At 52.7% G+C, this 23974-nt stretch carries 22 protein-coding genes and 1 pseudogene; 14 read left to right on the top strand and 9 right to left on the bottom strand.

What is annotated here, in order from left to right:
• The first annotated feature begins 100 nt into the window (after positions 1-100).
• A complete protein-coding gene (locus NYE70_RS23970) occupies positions 101-325 on the top strand; it encodes a YezD family protein (RefSeq protein WP_211022216.1) in 225 nt (74 codons plus the stop codon).
• Positions 326-389: 64 nt separating this feature from the next.
• Here NYE70_RS23970 and NYE70_RS23965 read toward each other — a convergent pair whose 3' ends face one another.
• A complete protein-coding gene (locus tag NYE70_RS23965; RefSeq protein WP_290408617.1) occupies positions 390-1343 on the bottom strand; it encodes a hypothetical protein in 954 nt (317 codons plus the stop codon).
• 144 nt (positions 1344-1487) lie between these two features.
• Between NYE70_RS23965 and NYE70_RS23960 the strand changes: the two genes are divergently transcribed.
• The 3 genes and pseudogenes from NYE70_RS23960 (at position 1488) to NYE70_RS23950 (ending at position 4654) form a co-directional block, all read left to right on the top strand.
• The gene (locus NYE70_RS23960; RefSeq protein ID WP_211022214.1) at positions 1488-2192 is read left to right on the top strand and encodes a DUF421 domain-containing protein; all 705 of its coding nucleotides are present in this window, start codon (positions 1488-1490) and stop codon (positions 2190-2192) included.
• A 144-nt stretch (positions 2193-2336) separates the two neighbouring features.
• On the top strand, positions 2337-2975 hold the full coding sequence (locus tag NYE70_RS23955; protein ID WP_290408615.1) for an NAD(P)-dependent oxidoreductase: 639 nt from the start codon (positions 2337-2339) through the stop codon (positions 2973-2975).
• A 48-nt stretch (positions 2976-3023) separates the two neighbouring features.
• Positions 3024-4654: pseudogene (locus NYE70_RS23950) on the top strand (NAD(P)H-hydrate dehydratase).
• A gap of 403 nt (positions 4655-5057) precedes the next feature.
• On the opposite strand, the gene NYE70_RS23945 reads toward NYE70_RS23950, so the two are convergent.
• The 3 genes from NYE70_RS23945 to NYE70_RS23935 all read right to left on the bottom strand — a co-directional run bounded on the left by NYE70_RS23945 (position 5058) and on the right by NYE70_RS23935 (position 7535).
• Positions 5058-5948, bottom strand: coding sequence for an IS3 family transposase (locus tag NYE70_RS23945; RefSeq protein ID WP_341044902.1), 891 nt, complete (start codon positions 5946-5948; stop codon positions 5058-5060).
• Positions 5949-5959: 11 nt separating this feature from the next.
• Positions 5960-6298: a helix-turn-helix domain-containing protein gene (locus NYE70_RS23940; RefSeq protein WP_213653792.1), complete on the bottom strand. Its 339-nt coding sequence runs from the start codon at positions 6296-6298 to the stop codon at positions 5960-5962.
• A 337-nt stretch (positions 6299-6635) separates the two neighbouring features.
• A complete protein-coding gene (locus NYE70_RS23935) occupies positions 6636-7535 on the bottom strand; it encodes an SDR family oxidoreductase (RefSeq protein ID WP_341048971.1) in 900 nt (299 codons plus the stop codon).
• 212 nt (positions 7536-7747) lie between these two features.
• On the opposite strand from NYE70_RS23935, the gene ssuE reads away from it, so the two are divergent.
• Positions 7748-8305 (top strand): NADPH-dependent FMN reductase, encoded by a 558-nt coding sequence (gene ssuE, locus NYE70_RS23930; RefSeq protein WP_211022210.1) that lies wholly within the window; start codon positions 7748-7750, stop codon positions 8303-8305.
• Between the two features lie 199 nt (positions 8306-8504).
• Positions 8505-9095 (top strand): AAA family ATPase, encoded by a 591-nt coding sequence (locus NYE70_RS23925; RefSeq protein ID WP_341048622.1) that lies wholly within the window; start codon positions 8505-8507, stop codon positions 9093-9095.
• Positions 9096-9264: 169 nt separating this feature from the next.
• On the opposite strand, the gene NYE70_RS23920 is transcribed toward NYE70_RS23925, so the two are convergent.
• The 3 genes from NYE70_RS23920 to NYE70_RS23910 form a co-directional block, all read right to left on the bottom strand.
• Positions 9265-9966 carry a Crp/Fnr family transcriptional regulator gene (locus NYE70_RS23920; RefSeq protein WP_341048621.1) on the bottom strand — a complete coding sequence of 234 codons (702 nt, stop codon included), beginning with the start codon at positions 9964-9966 and terminating at the stop codon, positions 9265-9267.
• A 170-nt stretch (positions 9967-10136) separates the two neighbouring features.
• Positions 10137-12026, bottom strand: a complete 1890-nt coding sequence (locus NYE70_RS23915) for a heavy metal translocating P-type ATPase (protein WP_341048619.1) — start codon at positions 12024-12026, stop codon at positions 10137-10139.
• 14 nt (positions 12027-12040) lie between these two features.
• Positions 12041-12262, bottom strand: coding sequence for a heavy-metal-associated domain-containing protein (locus tag NYE70_RS23910; RefSeq protein WP_341048617.1), 222 nt, complete (start codon positions 12260-12262; stop codon positions 12041-12043).
• 274 nt (positions 12263-12536) lie between these two features.
• Between NYE70_RS23910 and NYE70_RS23905 the strand changes: the two genes are divergently transcribed.
• The 6 genes from NYE70_RS23905 to NYE70_RS23880 all read left to right on the top strand — a co-directional run bounded on the left by NYE70_RS23905 (position 12537) and on the right by NYE70_RS23880 (position 19517).
• The gene (locus NYE70_RS23905; RefSeq protein ID WP_341048616.1) at positions 12537-14288 is read left to right on the top strand and encodes an ABC transporter ATP-binding protein; all 1752 of its coding nucleotides are present in this window, start codon (positions 12537-12539) and stop codon (positions 14286-14288) included.
• Positions 14269-16140, top strand: a complete 1872-nt coding sequence (locus tag NYE70_RS23900) for an ABC transporter ATP-binding protein (protein ID WP_341048615.1) — start codon at positions 14269-14271, stop codon at positions 16138-16140. Before NYE70_RS23905 ends, NYE70_RS23900 begins: the two co-directional genes overlap by 20 nt.
• Positions 16141-16145: 5 nt before the next feature.
• The gene (locus NYE70_RS23895; RefSeq protein ID WP_341048614.1) at positions 16146-16901 is read left to right on the top strand and encodes an AAA family ATPase; all 756 of its coding nucleotides are present in this window, start codon (positions 16146-16148) and stop codon (positions 16899-16901) included.
• A gap of 31 nt (positions 16902-16932) precedes the next feature.
• Positions 16933-17376 carry a hypothetical protein gene (locus tag NYE70_RS23890; RefSeq protein ID WP_341048613.1) on the top strand — a complete coding sequence of 148 codons (444 nt, stop codon included), beginning with the start codon at positions 16933-16935 and terminating at the stop codon, positions 17374-17376.
• 163 nt (positions 17377-17539) lie between these two features.
• Positions 17540-18295, top strand: coding sequence for a class I SAM-dependent methyltransferase (locus tag NYE70_RS23885; protein ID WP_341048612.1), 756 nt, complete (start codon positions 17540-17542; stop codon positions 18293-18295).
• A gap of 46 nt (positions 18296-18341) precedes the next feature.
• Complete coding sequence (locus tag NYE70_RS23880; RefSeq protein WP_341048610.1) at positions 18342-19517, top strand: DUF4272 domain-containing protein; 1176 nt, start codon at positions 18342-18344, stop codon at positions 19515-19517.
• A gap of 164 nt (positions 19518-19681) precedes the next feature.
• Here NYE70_RS23880 and NYE70_RS23875 read toward each other — a convergent pair whose 3' ends face one another.
• Positions 19682-20422 carry an SDR family NAD(P)-dependent oxidoreductase gene (locus NYE70_RS23875; RefSeq protein WP_341048608.1) on the bottom strand — a complete coding sequence of 247 codons (741 nt, stop codon included), beginning with the start codon at positions 20420-20422 and terminating at the stop codon, positions 19682-19684.
• Between the two features lie 123 nt (positions 20423-20545).
• On the opposite strand from NYE70_RS23875, the gene NYE70_RS23870 reads away from it, so the two are divergent.
• Positions 20546-21436 (top strand): LysR family transcriptional regulator, encoded by an 891-nt coding sequence (locus NYE70_RS23870; protein ID WP_341048605.1) that lies wholly within the window; start codon positions 20546-20548, stop codon positions 21434-21436.
• A gap of 153 nt (positions 21437-21589) precedes the next feature.
• Positions 21590-22474: an AraC family transcriptional regulator gene (locus NYE70_RS23865; protein ID WP_341048604.1), complete on the top strand. Its 885-nt coding sequence runs from the start codon at positions 21590-21592 to the stop codon at positions 22472-22474.
• Between the two features lie 297 nt (positions 22475-22771).
• Here NYE70_RS23865 and NYE70_RS23860 read toward each other — a convergent pair whose 3' ends face one another.
• Entirely contained in the window at positions 22772-23803 is a 1032-nt protein-coding gene (locus tag NYE70_RS23860; RefSeq protein ID WP_211023903.1) for a ribonucleotide-diphosphate reductase subunit beta, read from the bottom strand.
• Positions 23804-23974 lie beyond the last annotated feature (171 nt).

Raw genomic sequence — 23974 nt, 5'->3', positions numbered from 1 at the left:
TGATCTGCTTCGTCATGGGAAAGATAACTTTTTGAACAACCTCTTAAAGAGATAACTTGGAGATATGAGTGAAGAAGGATTAAGAACAGGAGGGCTGCATATGGCAAAACCGTTAAAGGTAGATGGTGTCTGGTTGGAACGAATCGCAGGGCTATTGAATGAAATGGAGTTCGGCTCGTTAAACATTGTTGTTCATGAAGGACAGATCGTTCAAGTGGAACGGACGGAACGAAAACGGTATGAATTAGGCGCCGCTTCACCGGTGAAATCGGCTGGCGCTCCCCGCCATGCAGCCAAGCCTCTGCGAAAAACCGAATCCCGTTAGATGAAAAAGACGCCTCCAACCCGCTGAAAAGCGGAGATGGAGGCGTCTTTATTTGCAGAGATCTTTATTTTTCATCCGGATTGTTTTGCGGCTGCTGGGGCTGTATCTGTGACTGTGGCTGTCCGTAGCTGACTTCCGGGGCTCCCGAAGCCCCCTCTGCGGTCTCAACCGGTTCAAGTTCCTCCTCGTCGCTGTAATGTCCGACAAACGGACGGGATTTCCGGGGCTTGTTTCCGGTGAAGCGAAAACCGGCAATGAACAACATAATTTGGACGGTCAGTATGTATGGAGCAAAAGTCGGACCGAGCAGGTGAAGCAAATACAATCCCGCAATGAACACCGACCAAATCCGCAGTAGCACGGCTCCTGCGTTGGGACGGTTCCCTCCCATAAGTGCCGGATAAAGAAGCAGAAGAGAGAATATCGCCGAAGCGAACCAAGCCCAATGGTTCAAATATTCCTCAAAACGATGTCCATCCATAGGGATTTCCCCGCTTAGCATTCGAACTAGCCAAACGATCAGATATAACAATGCGGCTGCGAACAGAAAAGGCAAAGCCGATCGTATTTGTTTCCATAGTGCATAACCCCAGCCAGGGCTTTCCGATTGGCGGAGAAGCTTGTCCCTTTCCGCGCATAGACGCTCGCTCTCCCGCTCCAGAGTCTTAATAAGCAACGGCAGTCGGGCTGTGTCCCGATCGCCTGCATAGGCGGAAATTTGTGCAAGCACATCTGCGGTGATGTAAGGCGCCGCCCGGCAGGCCAGCAGCCGCTCAGCAACCAGCAGCTCTTCCTCGCTTGAAAGCTCGGGGCGCCCGGCCGCTTGAATCAGCGGACTCTCCGCAGCGGCATAAAGCTGCAAGCTGGAGTCGAACCGGCGAAGCCGGGAGTTTATTTTACGCGCAGTTCTCCACTCGGTTGCTCCGTATAGGCTCAGGAAAAGTATAAGCGCTAAAAAGGCGACCAAGGAGGCGGAATTGTGCTGCTGAAGCCAGGTTATCCATTCCGACAGTGACAACGACCATCACCCTTTCGATATTCCTCTCTCCACTATTGCACACGTTCATGGCGCATTTCAAGCGCTTCCCGCTAAAACGGTTCTTTTTTCACGCCCTAGCAAAAGTGGGTATATAGATGGCATTACACGGCAGGAGGAATAGCTATGGATTTCGAACAAATTGCGTTCAAGCTGATCGTCGGTTTTGTTGGGCTGTGGCTGCTTACCCGCTTTCTAGGCAAAAAGGAGATTTCCCAGCTGACTCCCTTTGATTTTGTGTCTTCCCTCATGTTAAGCGAACTGGTCGGGAACACGGTGTATCAGGAGGACGTTAAGTTTAGCCATTTGCTTTTCTCGCTACTCTTGTGGGGTGTGTTATCCTATTTGTTTGAAAAAGTGACCCAGTATGCGAAGCGGGCGCGAGGGGTATTGGACGGGAAACCCTCTATTCTGATCCGGGACGGGGAAGTCGATCTGAATGAGTTGAAGAAGAACAGCCTTGATTTCGATCAGCTGCGAATGCTGCTTAGACAGCACGACGTATTTTTCATTCGGGAGGTTGCTTATGCTATATTTGAAGCTAACGGTTCGCTCAGTGTCATGAAGAAACCGGATGAAGAAACGGTAACGCGTCAGGATCTCGGTCTTGAGACCAAATCCGCGCATTTGTCCTACAGTCTGATTGAGGATGGAGAGATAAACCAAGAGCATTTAAATCTGATCGGCAAAAAAGAGACCTGGCTTCGCGAGGAGTTGACGCAGCAGGGCTGCAAAGATCCGAAGGATGTCGCCTATGCGGAATGGAAGCAAGGGGATGGGCTATACATTTTGAAATATAAGAATAGCTCTTTTCGGGAGCCGCGTTATTAGATGAAGAAGAAGTCAATCCGGCTCCTTGCGGAGGAATGTGTTTGCGGAATAGGGTAATAAAGTGAAAGAGGAAATTTGGCGCACCATTGGTGCATACTACTTGGATAGATTTCGACTTGGAATCGGAAGAAAGGGGACAAACCTATGAAAATCGCAATTTTCGGTAGTACGGGAATGATCGGCAAGGCCATTTTGGAGGAAGCGTTGCGGAGGGGGCACGAAGTTACGGCCGTAGTCCGGGATATTAATAAGTTAAGCGGCCAGGCGGGAAGAGAAAACTTGCATGTGGTGACCGGGGATATTTTGATGCCGGATTCGGTAGCCGGTGCAGTGGAAGGCTCCGATCTGATAATCAGCGCATACGGTCCACAGTTTGGCGCGGAGAACGAGCTGTCCGAGGCAACCCGATCCTTGATCGAGGGCGCTCGGAGCGGTGGAGCACGCCGATTGATTGCCGTTGGCGGGGCAGGAGGTCTTGAAGTGGCACCGGGTGTCCGGTTGCTGGACTCGCCGGAGTTTCCTGAGGAATTACGGCCGTTGGCGCGAGCTCACGAGGATGCGTTCAACATTTACAAGGATTCGGACATCGTTTGGACGGTACTGAGTCCTGCCGCGATAATTGAGCCCGGAAAACGGACAGGTCAGTTCCGGATCGGGATGAACCAGCTCGTTACCGATGAGCGGGATCAAAGCCGGATTTCGATAGAGGACTACGCTGTAGCATTACTGGATGAAGCAGAGGATCCACAGTTCGTACAGGCCCGGTTTACGGTAGCCTATTAAGCGGAAACTCAAGAAAGCTGCAGATAGGGTGCCATGGGGGGATGTAAAATGAAATTCGTGACATCGGAGCAAATGAGGGAAGTGGACCGATATACGATAGAAGAGCTGGGCATCCCGCGATGTCGCTTATGGAAAATGCGGGACGAGCGATTGCCGAGGAAGTGCTGCGGTTTTGCCGTTCCCGCAGTTCTGAGACAGGGAACAGATCTCCGGGATTGTTAGAACTGGTATCGAATCCGCAATCGGATGGAATGTCCGCCGAACATTGGATTATTCTCGTCGGCAAGGGAAATAACGGGGGCGACGGTCTGGTCTGCGCCCGCCATTTGGCGGATGCGGGCATGGCGGTGAGCCTGGTTTACGCGGAGTCGCCGGACCTGTTGCGCGGCGAGGCGGCGGCCCAGTACGAGATCGCGAAGGCGCTCGGGCTGCCGGGAATGGTGTACGACCCCGAAACCGGGGGGATCCCCGGACTGCGGGGGAGCGATGAGGCACGGGGCCGGCAGGCGACCGGCCTCGTTGACGCGCTGCTCGGCACCGGGACGAAGGGGGCGCCGCGCGGGGTTTACGCTTCCCTCATCCGGGAAGCGAACGCAAGCGGTCTGCCGATTGTTGCGGCAGACATCCCGAGTGGGCTGGACGCCGATACGGGCGCTGTTCACGACCCCTGCATCCAGGCTCGGATTACGGTCAGTCTCGCCTTCCTGAAGGCGGGGCTGACGCAGTATCCGGGAGCCGGAGCAGCAGGGGAAGTGGTCGTGCGCTATATCGGCATTCCCCGCGCTTTGCCGCCAGGAATGGCGGCGGCGGGCGCGGTGTTGACGGAGGAGATGCTGCTGGCGGAGCTCGGCGTCGACGCTGGCCGGCCGCGTGAAGCGGACGGGCACAAGGGCACTTACGGGCACGTGCTGCTCGCCGCAGGCAGCTTGCCCATGAGCGGCGCCGGCCTGCTGGCCTCCAAAGCCGCGCTTCGCGCGGGCTGCGGGCTGGCCACATGGGCGCTGCCGGCAGCGCTGCTGCCGCGGATGCTCGGAGCGGTGCCCGAGCTGATGCTGGCGCCGGCCGAGGACGGCGGGGCCGGCGCATGGAATGAAGCCGCAGCGGACGAAGTGCTGCGGCTGCTGGAGGCGCGCGATGTGCTCGCCGTCGGCCCGGGGCTGGGCCGGTTCCCGGGCGAGGCGGCATTTATGCGCGCCTTGTGGGGGGGCGCTACGCGTCCCTTGGTCGTGGACGCGGACGCCCTGAACATTCTCGCCGTGGCCGGAGGCCTTGCGGCGTGGCCGCGCCGGGATGCGCCGACAGTGCTTACGCCGCATCCCGGCGAAATGGCCCGCTTGACCGGCCTGCAAACGGCCGAGGTCCAGCGGGACCGGATCGGCGTCGCCCGCGAGTTCGCCGCCAAACACGAGGTGACGCTCGTCCTGAAGGGCTCGCGCACCGTGATCGCGGCCCCGGACGGCCGCGTCTACGTGAACGTCACCGGCCATCCCGGCATGGCGACGGGCGGGTCCGGCGACGTCCTGACCGGCCTGATCGCCGGGCTGCTGGCCCAGGACCTGGACGCGGTCCAGGCGGCCGCGCTCGGCGTGTATCTGCACGGCCTGGCAGGGGAACAGGCCGCCGCCCGCCGCGCCACCCCCGCCTCTCTGCTGGCCGGTGACATCATCGAGGCGCTGTAAATATCCGGGTTAAAGGAATCAAGTAGAACTAAGAGTTACATAGCAAAATGAAGAGCCCGGACTATAGGTCCGGGTTCTTCATTGAATTCATACACATTGAGGATGCAGCTTTCCAACATTAAGGCGGATTAAATCGCATAAGTTGCAGTTAGGGAAGGTAATAGTAATATGTTGTGCGCCACCGGGTTCCGAAGCTGGCAGTGATGTCTAAGCGCGTCGTAGAAGTGAGCAGAATTAACGTAAGAATGAGTGTAATTATCGTGAGAGCGGGCAGATACCGTAAGAGCGAGCAGAATCCCGCAAGAAACGGGCAGAAGCCCTGATGCTTTTTCACACCCGTCTATCGTTGCGGCCGGGCCCCCGAATATTGGACACTTTAGGATCAAACCCTGGTTACACGCAGTTATACGGCAATTTTAAATGCAGTTACTTCGTTTTTCTCTAACTTTTCTATAAATTGAGCAGGGGAGTAGCCGTATAAACTCATGTGAATTCGGCGGTTATTATAGAAGTCCATGAATTGGTCAAGAACATCGAATGCTTCTTCAAAACTCATAAAGATATGGCATCTGAAACACTCTCGTTCCAAGATGCTGTGAAACGATTCAATATACGCATTTTTGTTTGGCGTTCGATTCGGTGTTCTTTCATGGATCAGCATTTCGTTGTTTTCAAAAAACGCTCTGAACTTGTGGCTCTTGAATTGCGGACCATTGTCGGTACGCACTACGAGTGGCGTTCCTTGCGTGTACACACTTCTTTTTAAAAGAGCCTTGTGCAGAGTAGTAAGCAAGTCTTCTGTCTTGGATTCCTTGCCACGGTACTGTCCAACTACGCTACGATCGTATACATCTATAATGCTTGCAGTGTAAAAATACCGCTCCAGGCCAGCGATGAAACCATACTTAATGTCCATTTGCCACAATTGGTTTGGACCTGTTACTTCCATGTTGTTCGCTAGTCTGCGCGGATAGGAGTGTTTGGGTTTTACAGGCTTGCCTAGGATACCAAGTTCTTTGCAGAGCCTGTACACCTTCTTTTTGTTAATCTTAAGGTTATGTTGCCGGCGTAAGGCGATGGTCAGCTTTCGGTATCCGTAGGTGTGTTCCTCGCCTTCCAACAGCTTTATAATCAGGCGTTTGATTCGTGTATCTGTCACTTTCTTCCCTTCAAAAGTATAGGAATATCCCGATACAGGACGGCCACCTTTAGGTGCTTGTTTAGGGCTCGTATGCTTGAGAGAATAGTAGTAAGTAGAATGCGGCACACCACAGATCCTAAGCACGGGACGCACCTTGTAGCCTTTCAGGATCCATTTTCGGGCCACTTGAATTGGATGTGTGGATACTTTTTTTTTACAAGTTCTCGCAGGATCGCTATCTCAAGTTCTTTCTCACCAAGAAGTTTAGCTGCCTGCTCATATTTCTGTTCCCATTCCTGGGCAGTCTGTGGATTAAGGTTATTCAGGTCTTTCTTCTTACCCATCGTTATCTCCACCTCATCTCGGTATTGTTTTACCCATTTGTATAAAGAGTAGGGGGAGATACCATGTTTTCGAGCGGTTAGTGCCACATTCCCCCGGTCCAGTGCTTCCTCGACGACCTGTATTCGCAGCTCATCGAACTTACTGTGCTGAACTCTCATTCGAACTACCTCCAGCTAATTTTTATTGTATATCGTTTAGCCTGAAAGTGTCCAAGGTGATTAGGGGGCTTTATAGGTTGATTGGAAAATTTCCAACGAAAAGACCATCATAGTTACTTTAAGAGCCAGGTGGTTGGATAAAATCCAATGAAGAGACGGTTCTTGAGCGAAAGGAGTCCATATGGCGAGAAATGATTGGATATTATCCAATGAAGCAGCTCATTTTTAACCCAAGGTACTTATATGGTTGGATTTAGTCCAATGAGGGGAGTTCGTTGCCCCTCGGGCCAGCATCTAGGCTATCCATAACCCACTCCCTCAAACCTACCTGCCCCGACTACGTCGTGACCATAGCACCGCCGTTTACATGCACCACTTCGCCGGTGGCGAAGGAAGAGTCGCTGCTTGCGAGATAGACGTAGGCGGGAGCGAGTTCGAACGGCTGTCCTGCGCGTTTGATCGGGGCGTCCGTGCCGAAAACGGCCACTTCCTCCGCAGAGAAGCTGGATGGGATCAGCGGAGTCCAGATGGAGCCCGGAGCGACAGCGTTGACGCGGATGCCGCAGTCGATCAGCGAGAGCGCAAGCGAACGCGTGAAGGAGACGATCGCTCCTTTGGTCGACGAGTAGTCGATCAGCGTTTTGTGGCCTTGGTATGCGGTGATGGAAGCGGTGTTAATGATCGAGCTGCCGCACTTCAGATGGGGAAGCGACGCCTGGACCATATAGAAAAAAGGAAAGATGTTCGTTTGGAAAGTTTGATATAACTGGGCTTCGGAAATATCGGCGATGCTTTTTTGCGGATACTGGACGCCATGGTTGTTTACGAGGACATCAAGCTGCCCGAAGCAGCGGATGGTTTCCTGAACGACAAACTCGCAGTTGCATTTGTGGCGGAGATCTATTTTGATCGGCAGGCAGCGTTGCCCCAGTTCCTCGATCCGCCGTTTGGTGTCCATCGCGTCCGTGGTTTCCCACAAATACGGAATGACGAGGTCAGCGCCCTCCTTGGCAAAAGCAATCGCCGCCGCCCGGCCGATGCCGCTGTCACCTCCGGTAATAATCGCCACCTTGCCTTTCAGTTTGCCGCTGCCGCGGTAATCCGGATTTTCGGAAATCGGTCTGGGGTTCATCATGCTCTCAAGACCGGGCTGTACCGGCTGATGCTGCGGTGGAAAAGCGATGGGCTGCTCGCGGCATACCGTTTCCTTACCGACATAAGGGTATACGGGAATCATATGATTTTTCAAGCTCCTCCCTGGACAATGTCCACTGGCTATCGTGATGAATCACTCTATGCGTTCGCCCAGAGAAAGGTGACCGAAGCGGTCGCGAAGCAGCCTGCTTCCCGCTATGCCTCGATTGACTTTTTGTAAAAATATTGATAGCATCATTTTAAAGTATACTGATTTAATCGGAATTCAATTTGAGATAAGGGAGTGTTACCCGCATGGCAAAAGTAACGATCATCAACGGAACGCCGACGCCGGGATCCCGGCTGACCGCGATAGTTTCCCTGGCGGAGGATCTGCTCGCCAAGGAAGGCTTTGAAGTGCAGCATGTGAATGTAGGCGAGCTGCCTCCCGAGGATCTGATACATACGAAATTTGAGAGTGAAGACATCGTCAAAGCCAATGCACTGGTTGCCGAAGCGGACGCTGTAATTGTAGCCAGCCCGGTATACAAGGCTTCCTACACGGGCGTGCTCAAAACCTTTTTGGATCTGATCCCGCAAAAAGGATTGGCCGGAAAAATCATCCTGCCGTTATTTATCGGAGGAAGTCTTGCGCATCTACTGTCGATTGACTATTCATTGAAGCCGGTGTTGGCAGCGCTTGGCGCGCGCCATATTCTAGGAGGGGTATATACGGTCGATTCTCAGGTAGCCCGGACAGAGCAAGGCGGTTTCGATATCGCGGAAGAGTTGAAAGGGAGACTGGAAGAGAACATCAAGGAATTGGCCGAGGAAACTCGCCGGCGGATCGCTTCCGCGGATTTGGCCAAATAAGCTGACCATGACGCTAGGCTAGGCGGGCTGTTCGGGATTATGCGTCCTGAATAGCCTGCCTTTTTATTACGCCGTTTCCTGAAACGGCAACAAGACCTGGCTGTGGCACGGATTATTGTACAGACGGTTGGAATGAAGCGATGCGGGTAGTACAATGAAGAAAGCTGAAAGTTAAATTAAAGGGGGACTCACGAGAGATATGCAAAAATTAGTGTTCTTTGTAGGAGTGGCCGGGACCGGAAAAACCACGGTGGCCCGTAAATTGGCGGAACGCATGCAAGCTGCCTTTCTGGACCGGGATACGGTCGGCGGACGCTTTGTGGAGAAGATTCTGGAAATGAACGGTCTGGATGTCAACGACCGCGACTCCGATTTTTATAAGAAGCATCTGCGGGATCTGGAATACGACACCACGAAGGATATTTGCATCGAGAACCTGGCGGCCGGCCAAAACGTGTTTATGATTTCGCCCTTTACAGCGGAATTAAAAAACAAGGCATGGATCGAAGAAGTGCTGGCAGCGGCCGGAAAATCCAAACAGGATGTCGACGTCAAGGTAGTGGTGGTCGCCCTGAAGGATATGGAGACGCAAAAAGAGCGCATCATCGACAGACAAACCGAGCGTGACACCTGGAAATTGGAGCATTGGGATGACTTCAAGCACCGCGTCCAGTTCGTACCGGAAATCAACTGGGATATCCCCGAATCTTCTGTGTACGTGTTCGACAATAGCGGTGAGTTGACGGAAGAAAAGGCGGAGAACGTGTATCGGTTCGTTTCCGGGGAATAGGAAGGAACCGGGCAATCAGCCAGCAATCCTTGGCCAGAGGATAATCTCGGTGAAATGACGGCGAATTGAGCTTGAATTGAATATCAACCGCTGGAGCATAGCTCCGGCGGTTTTTTGCATAAGTGGTAAGCAGAACCCGTCGAATACCCTCAGGGCCCGCGCCGGGTCATTAAACAAGCAAGAGTGCCTCCAAATCAATGACTTCAATGTCGCGTTGTCCGGTCTGACGAATCCAGCCGGCGGCTTCAAAGTCGGCCAGCTTGCGGCTGATCGTTTCCGGTGTGGTACCGAGGTGGGAGGCGAGATCCTTGCGGCGCATCGGCAGCTTGATGCGGGCGTTCTTCCACGCTTCCACCTGGCCGGCGAGATACATGGCAATCCGGGTTTCTACGGTTTCCATGGCGATTCGTGCCGCCTGTTCTTCGCTGGTTGCCAGACGCGAGGAGAATTCGGCCAGCATCTTTAGTGCAATCTGCGGGTATTTCAGCAAAAAGGCCTGTAAGCTTTCCCGACTTATCATGCATATTTCCAATGGCTCCAGGGCTTCGGCGTAGGCGTCATGCACCGATTCGTTGAACAGCGCCAATTCCCCGCTGAATTCCCCGGGTCCAAGTATTCGAACGAGCTGTTCCTTTCCTCCGCTTGATTCGCGAAAGATCCTCATACTTCCTTTATGCACGATATAAATGCCTTCGGAAGGCTCCCCGGGGCGGTAGATCATTTGGCCGCGGGGATGGGATACCGATCGGGCGGTCGAGACGATTTCCTTCAATTCGGCAGCCTCCAAATGATTGAAGATAGGAACGATCGAAACGCAATAGCTGTTCTTGTCATGCTCTTTATGATTGCAGCTGCTTTTTTCCTCTGACATGGTCTTCATCAACGCCTTTCTTAAAAGAGATGAACTGTTGATATGGATGTGGGGCAAGTACGTAAAATGTTCCTACGATCGCTGTTGGTTTCAGATTTCATAATACTATTGAATCTTAATCGGGAGAAATCCGGAACCAAAGGCGACCGCTCCGCTTCTTCGGAATCATTTTACTCCCTTGCCTGTATCCTCTTCATCAGTCCAATCTTATTTAATGATTTACTATTAAATCGTCCAAGCCGGACGGCATTCAGGATGACGAGTAGGACGCTTAATTCATGAATGAACATACCGGAAGCAAGGAATACTTGCCCGGTCAGCACACCGAATAATAGGAGAGCAACGGTTCCGACCGCAAAAAAAGTGTTTTGTTTCATATTCCGTACTGTGGCTTTGGCAAGCGAGTAGGCGTGAGCAAATTGATCCAGGCGATCGGCCATCAGCACGACATCCGCGGTTTCCATGGCAATGTCGGTCCCGCCTTCGCCCATAGCCAAACCGATGTCGGCCGTCGCGATCGCGGGAGCATCATTGATTCCATCTCCGGCCATGGCAACCCGGTATCCTTGTTCCTTTAGCTTGCCGATGAAGTCGGCTTTTCCATCGGGCAGCATCCCGGCGTGCACTTCATCTATCCCCAGCTTGCGGCCGACAAGCTCCGCCGTATGGCGATTATCGCCAGTAAGCATAATGAACCTGTTCACACCGGCTTCACGCAGCTTTCGTATCGCTTGCCCGGCTTCCGGCCGGATTTCATCGGCAATCGCGAGCAGACCTTCCAGTTTTCCATCAACCGCCACGAACACTACGGTGTTTCCGAGTTTTTCAAGGCGGGATGCATCCTCCTCCGCTGAGGTGCTCACGGCAATCCCTTCCGATTCCATCAGGCTGCGGTTTCCGACAGCAACCGATATTCCGCCGGTAGCCACCCGGATTCCGCTGCCTTTTATGATTTCTGCCTGATCCGGTTTGCCGGAAAGCGGCAGATTTCTTCGCGCCGCCTCTTTGACGATGGTAAGCCCCAGATGATGCTCCGAGACCGTCTCCGCCTCAGCGGCCAGGCGTAACAATTCATTGCTATCCATGTTGAATGAAGAGATTTCCCTCAAGGCAGGCCGGCCGAGCGTAAGCGTCCCCGTCTTGTCAAAGACGACGGTATCCACACGGGAAAGGTTCTCCATAACTTCCCCGCCCTTGATTAATACTCCATGCCTTGCCCCGTTTCCTATTCCCGACACGATGGATACCGGTGCTCCGATAACCAGGGCGCCCGGACAGGCAATGACCAGAAAAGTGATCGCCATGTCCAGCTTTCCGGTCACCAGAAATACGAGAATGGATAATAACACGGCGGAAGGGGTGTAAATCCGGGCAAAGCGGTCCAGGAATTTCTGGGTTTTCGATTTCGACTCCTGGGCTTCCTCGACCAATTCGATCATCCGGGCAAAGACCGTGTCTTCTCCGACTTTTTTCGCCAGAACCTCAACGTATCCATTATCTATCATTGTACCGCTAAAAAGAGAATCGCCTATCGTCTTATTGACTGGGACGGCTTCACCGGTTAGAGGAGATTCATTCACGGCAGCACGGCCCTTCATTACGGTTCCGTCTACTGCAACACGCTCCCCGGAGCGGATCACCACGTGATCTCCTTCGGCCAATTCCTCAACCGGCACCCGTGTCTCCACCCCTTTGCGAAGAATGATGGCTTCGAGCGGGGACATGTCGATCAAGGATTTTAGGGAAGAGCGGGTCTTCTCCAGTGTTCGGGATTCCAGAAAGGCTCCAAACAAAAATAGAAAGGTGACCGCTGCCGACTCCACATATTCTCCGAGATACAGAGCTCCGATCACAGCGATCGTGACGAGCAGTTCAATGCTGAACGCTTTTCCGAGAATCGCCCTGTATGCCTTGAATGCAATAGGAGCTCCTGCGACAGCCGTGGCAATCAGCAGCGAGATTTGCTGCCCTTCAGGCCAGCCGGCCCCATGCAGTAATGCGGCACTCAAGAGCAATAACCCGGAAATCAGGGTAAGGAAAGATGTCTGTCTGGCATTCATGTCGCCACCTCGCTTCAGGATGATTTTTCCGAGATCACAGGATAGCCAAGCCGGGTAATGATTTGTTTCAGAGTTTCAGGCTGAACGATGGCTTCATCAAATTGAATTCGCACTTTGCCGGAATGGAACAAGACCTTGGCATCCTCCACACCGGATGTATGATTCAACGCGGTCTCAATCTTCTTAATACATGAAGGACAGGACAACGGTTCAAGGCCAAATACGAGCTTCTTCATTTTTAGTTCCTCCTTGTTTGATGGATGGTTGATGTTTCTGGTTAAAGTATAGAGCGCGATTCTTCCTATTACCTTGACGCCGCTCAAGTTTAAATTCGAAAGTCATCTCCTTTATGTAAAGGCATACAAATCGCAGTCTATCTGTTCTATAATAAAATAATGTGGTTTACCAAACGTTTACAGGGCAGTCATGGCTTTGCCATTGATGAACAAGCGGCTCGGGTCGCGGATTTGGGGCGAAGGGGACCGTGCTTGCGCAACAGGAGGGATACTCATGGCTTTTATTTTTTTATTTCTAAAAAAGTACCGGGTTGCCGCCATGTCAGCGTTCTGTATGATGCTGATCGAGCTCGCGGTGGAACTGACTCAACCGCTGCTCATTTCCAAAATCATCGACGACGGCATCAGCAAGCATCAGCTTTCGGTAGTGTGGCTGTGGGGAGGCGTACTGCTGGTCAGTGCGGCGGTAGCATTTGCGGCCGGAATTTCCAGTTCGTTTTTTGCTTCCCATGCAAGTCAGGGGTTCGGCTACGACCTGCGGGACAAGCTGTATGAAAAAGTGGAGAAATTCTCGTATCCCGTGTTTAGCAGGTTTGCGTCCTCCTCGTTGATTACGCGATTGACGGGGGATGTAACCCAGCTTCAGGATATGGTGTTTATGAGTCTGCGGTTTGCAACGCGCGTGCCGCTGGTACTGCTCGGTAGCATGATTATGGCGATGATCGTGAACGTGAAGCTGGGACTGATGCTGACGGTGTTGGTTCCGCTCTTGTTGGCTTTTGTGTTCTGGATGATCAAGCGGACATCGGTCTGGTTCCGAAAGGTTCAACAACGGCTGGACAGCGTGAACGGAGTCGTTCAAGAGAATCTGGTCGGCATGCGGCTGATCCGGGTGTTTGTGCGCCGGGATCATGAGCATGCGCGATTCGAGCGGCAGAGCAAGGAACTGATGGACGGGACGGTGTCGGCGCTTCGGTTAGCGGAAACGACAATGCCGTTTGCGTTGTTCATTATGAATGCGGGCATTTTGGCCATCTTGTGGTTCGGACGGATCGACATCGCCTCCGGAGGAGCAACGGTTGGTGCGGTGGTGGCGGTAGCCAACTATTCTTTGCGGATCATCCACGCCTTATCGGCGTTGTCCTGGATCATGACTTCCTACTCTCGGGCTGCGGCTTCGGGTCAGCGGGTTAGTGAAGTGCTGTCCACAGAGGATCGCAATACGGATACGCATCGAGGCGGACCGGCTAAGGGAAGTAATGAGGAAACGATATCGGGCAAGGTCGAATTTAGCAAAGTCGGCTTCCGATATCCGGGCAGCGATCTGGCCGTTCTGGAGGACATTAACTTTACGGTTCAGCCGGGGCAGCGGGTGGCGATTTTGGGATCGACCGGGTCCGGGAAGTCTTCACTCGTTCAGCTGATTCTCCGTTTACAGGAGCCGACGGATGGAGCCGTGTATATGGACGGCAGGAATATCCGAGAGATGGACAGCACCCTGCTGTTGGAATCGATCGGCTACGTGCCGCAGGAAGTGATTCTGTTCTCCGGTACGGTACGGGAAAATATCGCCTGGGGACGGGAGGATGCAACGCTGGCGGAAATTCAGGAAGCGGCGCGGCAAGCGCAGATTCACGATACGATCGAGTCGCTGCCGCACGGCTACGAAACGATGCTGGGTCAGCGCGGCGTCAATCTGTCGGGAGGCCAGAAGCAGCGGCTCTCGATCGCCCGGGCTCTTGTCCGGAGGCCGTCGATCCTGATCCTTGACGACAGCACGAGCGCGCTGGATACGCGGACCGAGGCCGCGCTGCTTAAAGAGCTGGACACTCTGTCCTGCACGACGTTCTTGATTACGCAGAAGATCCGGGGGGCCGCTTCCGCGGATCTGATTCTGCTGCTCGACGACGGGCGCCTTATCGGCAGCGGCAAGCATGAGAGACTCCTGGCGGATTCCCCGTTATACCGGCGGATTGTGGAGTCGCAGCAAGAGGAGGGGGATAAACATGTTCAAGGCATTCGTTGAGCCGTTCCGGCATGAGTTTCCCGAGTCATTGATCAAACAGGGCGGAGGCGCGGGACGGAAGCCAAAGGCGAAAGCCAAGAACTGGTCCGGCACGCTGGGTCGGCTCTGGCATTATCTTGCGCGGCGAAAAGGCAAGCTCATGCTGGTGCTGCTGATGGTCGTGTTCAGCTCAGGACTTTCGTTGCTTGGGCCTTATCTGCTGGGCGTAGCCGTCGACAATTATCTGGAGGGAAGCGGCGGACGGCCTTGGGCGTTATTTTTGACCGGCCTTGGGCTTGTTTATGCGGGCTCCTCACTGATCGGCTGGCTGCAAAATATATGGATGATCGAAGTCGCTCAAGAGACGGTGTACCGCATGCGAAGCGAACTGTTTGCCAAGCTTCATCGCCTGCCGATTCCTTATTACGGCAAAAGGCAGCAGGGCGAAATCATGAGCCGGGTTACCAATGACATCGAGAATGTCAGCTCGACGCTGAATAGCTCGGCGATCCAGATCTTTTCCAGTGTCCTGACGCTGGTGGGAACGGTAACCGTGATGCTGCTGCTTAGCCCGCTGCTAACTCTGCTGACTTTTCTTATCGTGCCTTTGATGGCGCTCGGCATGCGCTGGATTACCCGGCGGACGGGGCCGTTGTACAAACAGCGGCAGCGCGATCTTGGCAACTTGAACGGCTATATCGAAGAGACGCTGTCCGGGCAGCGGATTATCAAGGCATTTTCTCAGGAGGAGCGAGTGATCCGGGAGTTCCGGGAGCGAAACAAGGCGATCCGCCAGTCCGGTTTCTGGGCGCAAACGATCTCGGGCTTCATCCCGAAGCTGATGAATGCGCTCAACAACCTCAGCTTTGCTCTCGTCGCCGGGGTTGGCGGCATTCTGGCCATCCGGGGAACGGTGACGGTCGGGGTTATTATCGTATTCGTCGAGTACGCCAGACAATTTACGCGGCCGCTCAATGATCTCGCGAACCAGTTGAACACGCTGCTCTCGGCAATGGCCGGGGCGGAACGCGTCTTTGAAGTGCTGGACGAGGAGGAGGAATCCCGGGATGAGCGGGAGGCGGTAACTTTGAAAGAGGTTAAGGGAGCCGTATCCTTCAAGGGAGTTACCTTTTCATATGGAAAAGAAGATGAAGGGGAAGCGGACACGCTGGAGGGGATCACCTTCACGGCCGAGCCCGGGGACATGATTGCCCTTGTCGGGCCGACCGGTGCGGGGAAAACAACGCTCATCCAGCTTCTGTCTAGGTTCTATGATCCGGACAAAGGGACGATTACGCTGGATGGCCGCGATATTACCGGGATTACCCGGGATAGTCTGCGCAGCCATATGGCGTTTGTACTGCAGGATTCATTCCTGTTCCAAGGGACGATCCGGGAAAATATCCGCTTCGGCAGACTGTCCGCGAGTGATGCCGAAGTGGAGGAGGCGGCCAAGCTGGCGAATGCCCACTCCTTTATCGTCCGCTTGGAGGGCGGTTACGATAAAATGCTTGGCGTGGGCGGGGAAGGGATCAGCCAGGGCCAGAAGCAACTGCTGGCGATAGCGCGGGCAATTTTGGCCGATCCTTCTATTCTTGTTCTGGATGAAGCGACGAGCAGCATCGATACCGTAACGGAGATTAAAATCCAGGACGGGCTGCAGCGCCTGATGCAAGGCCGGACCAGCTTCGTCATCGCCCATCGGCTGGGTACGGTCCGCCAGGCCGATAAGATTCTGGTGCTCAAGGAAGGCCGGCTGATCGAGCAAGGGACCCATGAATCGCTGCTACGGCAAGGAGGCTTTTACAGCCAATTGCATAATGGTCAAATCGAAGACCCTGAAGCTGAAGCGGAACCTGGGAACGGAGGGTAAGAGCAATGGACTTGTTCGAAAAACAGGCTTATTTACGAAGCATGGTTTTGCAGCGGGAAGAGGTTCTCTCTTTTGCAAGGTATCCGTTTGAGCTGCCTGCCGTCGCTTCGATGGATCGGCTCGATTTCCATCCCAAGGTAACATATATTGTCGGCGAAAACGGGATGGGCAAATCGACGCTACTGGAAGCGGTCGCCGTGGCCCTCGGGTTTAATCCGGAGGGAGGTACGCTGAACTTCACCTTTTCCACCGCAGCTACGCATTCGGAGCTTTACCGTTATCTCCGGCCGATCCGGGGGCTCCAGAAGCCAAGGGATGGTTTCTTCTTTCGGGCGGAGAGCTACTATAATCTGGCTACGGAGATCGATGAACTGGATCGGCAGCCCAGCTTCGGGCCACCGATCATCAACTCCTACGGCGGGAAATCCTTGCATATGATGTCGCACGGGGAATCTTTTTTTGCCACTTTCATGAACCGATTCGGCGGAAAAGGATTGTATATTCTGGACGAACCGGAGGCGGCGCTATCCCCGTTGCGGCAAATGGCGATGCTGGCGCGCATTCATGAACTGGTGGGTCAACATTCCCAATTCATCATATCGACGCACTCCCCCATTTTGATGGCTTACCCGGACAGCGTGATTTACCAACTGTCGCCCGAGGGGGTCCGCACGGTAAATTTGGAGGAGACGGATCATTTCGTGATCATGAAGGAATTTATGAACCATCGCGACAAAATGCTGCGAGAGCTGTTGGAATAGGAAGTGCAAGAAGAGCGGGAGGGCGGGTAAAATGAACCGAAAATCATCACGGAAAAAGGGAATACCGGTGCTGGTAGTTGTGGCGATTCTGCTCCTCTCGTTGTTGGTCATTCTAAGCGGATGCGGCAAACGCGAGCCGGAGCCGGAGCTGACGACCCAAGAGCTCCATGAATTATATCCTGGCGATATCGACAACGTCGACTATATCGAAATCCATGACGGTTCAACCGGAGAGCTGGTGAGAATCAAAGATCAGGCAATGATCAGAGATTGGGTGAGCGAAGTACGTCACTTTGAGTTTGTCCCTGATCCTAATCAGGAGGACCGAGTAGGTTACTTGTATGCGGTCACTTTATATGAGCATGAGGAAGCGAAGTTGTCATTTACTCCGAGCAGCACGAGCGGTCATTATTACATACACAATGAGGAGTTAAAGCTGAAAATCAAAGAACTTTTCGAAAGCATGGGGGGATGAGATCATGATGATTTTAAAGTTACAGGTGATTCAATACGGTAACTGCCCGGTGCAGCTGCCATTTTGCTGATAACCGAATGTACCGGGCTGAAGATTGGCGTTATCAGGCGGCTGCACCTGCTCTATCTTTTTGCGAATAAAAAAGGGAGAGGGGTACCGATCTATGAATGAAAAGAACTTAAAAGCGTATTGGAAATTAGAAGAGGCGAAGGGCTTCCAGGGTTGGGACTTTTCCCATTTAAGCGGCCGTATGGCGGAGGAGTCCTTGTCTTGGGACTATAAAGAAGTTGTATCTAAATACATGAGTGAACAAGCCGTCATGCTCGATATGGGCACAGGTGGCGGTGAGTTTCTGTTATCCCTGTCGCCTCCGGCTGGCAGGACCTATGCGACTGAGGCCTATCTTCCCAACTATGAGCTGTGTCGTGCCCATCTGCCCCCATATGGCATAGAGGTTAGACTGGTGGAGGATGATGCGGATTTGCCGTTTGAGAGCGGTATGTTTGACCTCGTAATTAATCGGCATGAGGCGTTCAACGTAGAGGAAGTCTATCGGATTTTGAAGCCGGGTGGAATATTTATAACCCAGCAAGTAGGCGGAATGAACAATCGCGAGCTGTCCCGGTTGTTGCTGGACGGGGATGTGATGATCACCGATGCGAAATTCGATTTGGATCATAGTGTTCGAGAGTTGAAACAAGCCGGTTTTACGGCGTTGGAACAACGGGAGGCTTTTCCTGAGGTTCGGTTTTTGGATATCGGTGCATTGGTGTACTTTGCCAAAATCATCGAATGGGAGTTCCCCGGATTTTCGGTGGACCGTTGTTACGGACAGCTCTGCCAGCTGCAGAAAAGTTTGAATCAAGATGGATATGTAGCAAGCCGGGAGCATCGCTTTTTTATTTTAGCGCGTAAATGATTGATGAGATGAAATTATATCTACTTTATATCTAGGAGGAAAATGCATGCCATACTTCACGATCTTTGCATCGCGAAACGATACCAGGGATATCGATGCTCTTATTCATGAGACTTTTAGCGGCGGGTTCAAGGTGGGAGGATCGTCGCCTGAATGGGTCATTCAACCGAAAGGCTGGTTTAACAAAAACAAAATCACGATTCGGGTAGCCTCCGAGGATAGCGATCCGGATTATTTCGAGAACAATATCCCGGGGATGATGGGATTCTATCAACGCATTCCGTTCGAGGACGAAGACCTGCAATACCGGGTTCTGACGCAGATTTCCGTCATTAATACGATGCTGGCGATCGAGACCGAGAAGGAATACGGCCAGGACTATCTGAAATTATTTGCTGATCTGGCCGGAAAATTGAATGGCATCGGTTTTCTTCCGGATGGCATGCTGTTGGACGGGGAGGGTAAGGTGATCGTAACGGGCGACGGCAAATCCGGTCCTTCCGATTTCAGACCCTTTGCCTGCACGAGAAAGATCCGGGGAGAAGACAAATCCTCTGCGGAGGGCGGGGAAAGAAAACAGAGAAGTGTCGAGTACCTGAAGGAGCACGGAGTTCCGTATCTGGAAACTTTACCGGAGCTTCCTCCTCTGGAGGAGCTTGCCGTGAAGTCGCGGGAGCAAATCGCCCGAAGAGCCGTTGCCCTGCTGATCGTCATACAATATGCCTGCGATGTGAATCAGGATGAGGACTTGGGTGAATCGAAGGCGTTCGTGAAGAATATGCTGGACAAATTCGGAGTTACTGAAGAGCTGACTGAATTTGAACAGGATCTGCTGGAGCAATCGGAGCCGGATCGGCAGGATGCCATCAATCTGGTCTGGCAATATGAAGCCTACTGGGGCTTGTTATGGGGGCTTGGCCTGCTGGAAGAGCTGGATTTCCCGGATGAAACCTGTGATTGCGATTATGCGATTAACGTGGTGTCCAGCTGCGATTCTTTCGACGAGTTTTTGAATAAAACGTCTATCCGGCGCCCGGAGGACATGTTGGATGAAGCGGATAAAATCTACCGTCTCCACTGGGCCTGCGTCAACGCGCGGATTAAGGGCGAAGAAGCCCCGGCCGGCTTGATCGAAGGCGTGGTGCTTGAGCGCCGCCGGGCCTTATTCTGGATGATCGGCCACCGGGATGAAGCCTGGAATGACATCAGCATGAATACGTAGAAGAAGAACACTGTAAATATGATGTGACGCTTGGAAAACCTCCAGTTAATTCAGGAATTAGAGGACTTATGTGCCTAAAATCGTATGAATAGCTGGAGGTTTTTAAGCTTATTTCGGAAAAGTGCAGGAAAATGGCAAGCTCAGCGATCATCACCGCCCAACGTTTACAACGTTTGTCCGCTGTCCACGGTGATGATTTGGCCGGTCATCGCCTCTTGCTCCAGGGCAGCGCATACCATGCGGGCGATATCCTCGGGCTCAGCGATGCGCTGAAGAAGCAGATTCGGGGCAAGCTGACGCATTTGTTCCTCTTTGCCCTCCCACCATCGGGTGGCCACCGCACCGGGCACGATGCAGTTGACCGTGATATCCGGGGCCAATGCCCGGGCCAGCGATTTGGTCAAGCCGTGAACTGCCGCTTTGGAAACGGCATAGGGAAGCGAGGAGCCTGATCCCGTATGGCCTGCTATGCTCCCAAGGTTGACGATGGCACCGGCCTTGCTTTTCTTCATCCAGGGGGACACCGCCCGCGCACAGAAAAACATTCCCTTTACATTCACCGCGTACAGTTCGTCCCATACGGCTTCATTGGCCGCCTCCAGATCGTCCAGCGGGATATGCTTCGTAATTCCGGCGTTATTCACCAGCAAATGAATCGATCCGAATTGCGCGGCCAATTGATCGGTCATATGCCGGACTTCCGCCTCGCTCGCAACATTAGCCTGGATGGCGACAGCGCGGCCTCCCAGGCTAGTAATTTCCTGAACCGTGGCTTCCGCTTCGTCCTTTGAGCGGGAATAATTGATCCCTACGATCGCACCGCGTTCTGCTAACGCCAAACTAATCGCCCGGCCGATGCCCGTTCCGCCCCCGGTGACGAGCGCTATTTTATTGTTCAGGTTCATGGTTAAGCCTCCCCGTGATTGATGTGATACAACGTATTTTATCTCCGCTTCAGTTATTTGTATCATTGAATTAAATGATTGGAAAGTTCAAAAATATTGAATTGGAAATTCGGTGAGCAAACCATGGATATGAAAAATCTGAAGACATTTCACTTGATCGTAAAATACGGAAGCTTTATACGGGCCGCCGAAGAAATGAATTATGCGCAATCTACGGTAACGATGCAGATGCAGAGGCTTGAATCCGAACTGGGCGTGGAACTGCTCGAACGAGGCAAAACCATCGTGCTAACGGAGGCGGGGCGACTGTTTTACGAGCAGAGCCTGCAAATCATGAACAGGCTGGAGCAATTGCAAAGTAATCTGGCGGATATTCAGTCGGGAGAAGCGGGGCATGTCCGCCTCGGCGTGACAGAGCCGACGGCCAGCTACCGTTTGCCCAGATTGTTAGGCCGATTCCAAGCCATCTATCCGAAAATAAAGCTGTCCGTTGATATTGGCAGCAGTCTGAATATGAGCGAGCAGATTCGTAAAGGGGAATTGGAATTCGCCCTTTGTTCGGCCCCGGATCTGACAAACGGTCTATATTTCGAGCCGCTGTTTCACGAAAAGTTCGTTGTCCTTCTGCCCGAGAACCATGTTCTGACCAACCGGTCAACCTTGGCTCCGGCCGATTTTCAGGGGCATCGCTTGCTTATCACATCGGCCACTTGCCCGTACCGCAGAAAGCTGGAGATGGTGCTTAAGGAAGCGGGAGCTACTCCGCTGGATACGATGGAAATCGGCGGTATGACGGCGCTTCAACATTATGTTGAAGCCGGTCTCGGCATCGCGCTCGTCCCGGAAATCGGGCTAAATCCGATACCTGCCGGAACCGTAGCCCGACAAATGGAGATGCCGATCGATATGAGCCTCGGCCTATTAAGCAGGGGGCCGGAAGCACCTTTGACCCTGGCGGCCGCCAAAGTCTATTCATTTTTGCAACAGGAGTTAGGCAGTTCTGGGGACCGCTAGATAGGAGAGAGCACAGTACACAATTTTGAACCGTGTGACCAAGCACCGCGCGCCGGGATCGCGATGCCGTTGGTTTCGGACAACATGGCGCATTAACGGACAGGTAGGATTGTTTATTCCCCGGTACACTGGGTTTGAAAGGAGATGAGGCGAATGGAAACGCTGAGGTTGCTGCGTGACGCCATCGATTATATCGAGACGCATTTGCAAACGGAAATCGTGATCGACGATGTGGCTAAGGCGGCGTTGTCTTCGAAATTTCACTTTCAGCGCATGTTTCATGCCCTGACGGGCTTTACCGTAACCGAGTACATCCGGAACCGGCGGCTGACGCTGGCTGCGGAGGAGTTGGCCGGAGGTTACTGTAAAGTGATCGATACCGCGTTGAAGTATGGTTATGACAGCCCGGAGGCGTTTACCAAGGCATTTATCCGGTTAGATGGCGTATCGCCGTCCACGGCCCGAAAGAAAGACGTGAAGCTGAAGTCGTTTCCGCCGCTCTCTTTTCAAATTCAAATTAGAGGGGTAACGGAAATGAACTATCGCATTGTGGAGGAAAAGGGTTATACCGTCATCGGCAAGGAGGTTATCGTCCAAAGCGATCCTAATGACGAGGTACCGAGGTTTGTGGAGCAAATCTGGAAGGACGGCACGCATGACGCGATCAATGAGGCTGCCGGCAGGGAAGCGGGTTCGCTGCTTTTTGGCTACCATTATGATTTCGCCGAGGACGGAAGCAAACGTTATATGATGGGCTGTGAGTTGCCCGGTGACCGCGAAGCTCCTTCCGATCTGACTGTATTGGAGCTTCCGCCGCAGCAAACGTATGCTGTATTTGAGGGGTACGAGGCGATTACCGAAGATATCGAAATCGGAATAGGAATTCAGGAAGTATGGCGTCGCATTTATGCCGAATGGTTCCCGTCAGCTAATTTTGAGCAGGTAGAAGGACCGTGCATCGAAAAATATTATTGGCTGGACAAACGGCAAGTGGATTCCAAGAGCGAGGTCTGGATCCCGGTCAGAAGAAAAGGATAACTCTTCATGGAGCATGAAAAGCTGTCGTAACGTCGTAACGGACACCAGCGCCGTTATCTAGGCGAAAATACGCCATTTCCAAATGTAACGGACACCATGGACCTTATCCAGCCGGAAACGATATAAATGGCTGGTTTCTATGCCGGATAAGCGCCGCTGTGACCGTTAGAATCCGAAATGGCGGAAAATGGGCCGAATAACGGCTCCTATGTCCGTTAGCCATCATGGATGGATGAAAAAGAGACCTTGCCGATGGGCAAGGCCTCTTTATTATAGATCTTTTTTACAAATCTTTTTTTACAGATCGTCGAATCCGTTGTCGTCGCCGACTTTGCCGTAGTTGCGGGACTTGGCTTCGAAGAAGTCAGTCTTCGTCGCATTGAGCGCTTCGTCGGAGAACGGCTTGATCCAAGGCATGCAGTTGACGTCAACGCCTTGATAGGCTTTTTCCATACCCATCAGGGTGAGGCGTTTGTTGGCGATGTATTTGATGTAGTCGGACAGTTCGTTCAGGTCGATGCCGCGGACTTCTTTAAGCGTATAGTAAGCCCAATTTGTCTCCAATTCTACAGCCCGGTCGATCGTTCTGTACAAATAGTCGATGTTCTCTTTAGTGTTCAGCTCCGGATAGTCGATCAGCAATTGCTTGAACACTTCGGCGAAGAAGTAGCAGTGCTGGTTCTCGTCACGCTGAATGTAAGAGATCATTTGGCTCGTACCCATCATTTTTTGGTCGCGGGCGAGGTTGTAGAAGAAGGCGAAGGTACTGTAGAAGAAAATGCCTTCCAGGATAAGATCCGCCACCAGCGCCTCGAAAAAGGTTTGCGGAGTAGCTTCGTTACGGAAGTTTTGATAGATGTCGGAAATGAACTTGTTGCGTTCCAGCAGAACCGGGTCATGCTTCCAGTATTCGAAAATCTCCTTTTGCTCCTGGTCGGAAACGATGGAGGAGAGAACATAGGAATAGGATTGGTTATGCACGACTTCCTGCTGCCCGATAATGGCCGAAATGGCCTCCAGCGAGGAGTCGGTAAAATACCGCTTCACGTCGCCGACGAACATCGTCTGCATCGAATCGAGCACCGCGAGCAGCGAGATGTTGATTTTAAACGTGCGCTGTTCTTCGGCATCAAGCTGGGCGAACTGCTGGGCATCTTTATTCATCGGAATTTCATCGGCAATCCAGTGATTGAGAAGCAGCACTTTGTACAGCTTATACATGTGCGGCATGCGGATGTCGTTCCAGTTCAGAATCCCCGAGCACTCGCCACCGATGATCCGGGTCGATTTGTTCGGTGCCTCCGTATTAAAAATCGTTTGCAGTTGCATGGATTTCATCTCCTTGATTATAAGGGGCCATGTCGGCCCCTTTTCATTTCTGAGTTTACGGATGGAATGGAAATGCTATTCTCATTGGAATATTTCCAATCATTATCGTTAAAATGAGCTAATTCCCAAGCATGGTTGGATATAATCCAATCATTTCTCATTTTTTCAGCT

Origin of the sequence: Paenibacillus sp. FSL R5-0407, assembly GCF_038009185.1 — a bacterium.
Lineage (GTDB): Bacteria > Bacillota > Bacilli > Paenibacillales > Paenibacillaceae > Fontibacillus > Fontibacillus vini.
Note: the sequence above shows the minus strand (reverse complement) of the source record. Positions and strands in the feature narration are given on the sequence as shown.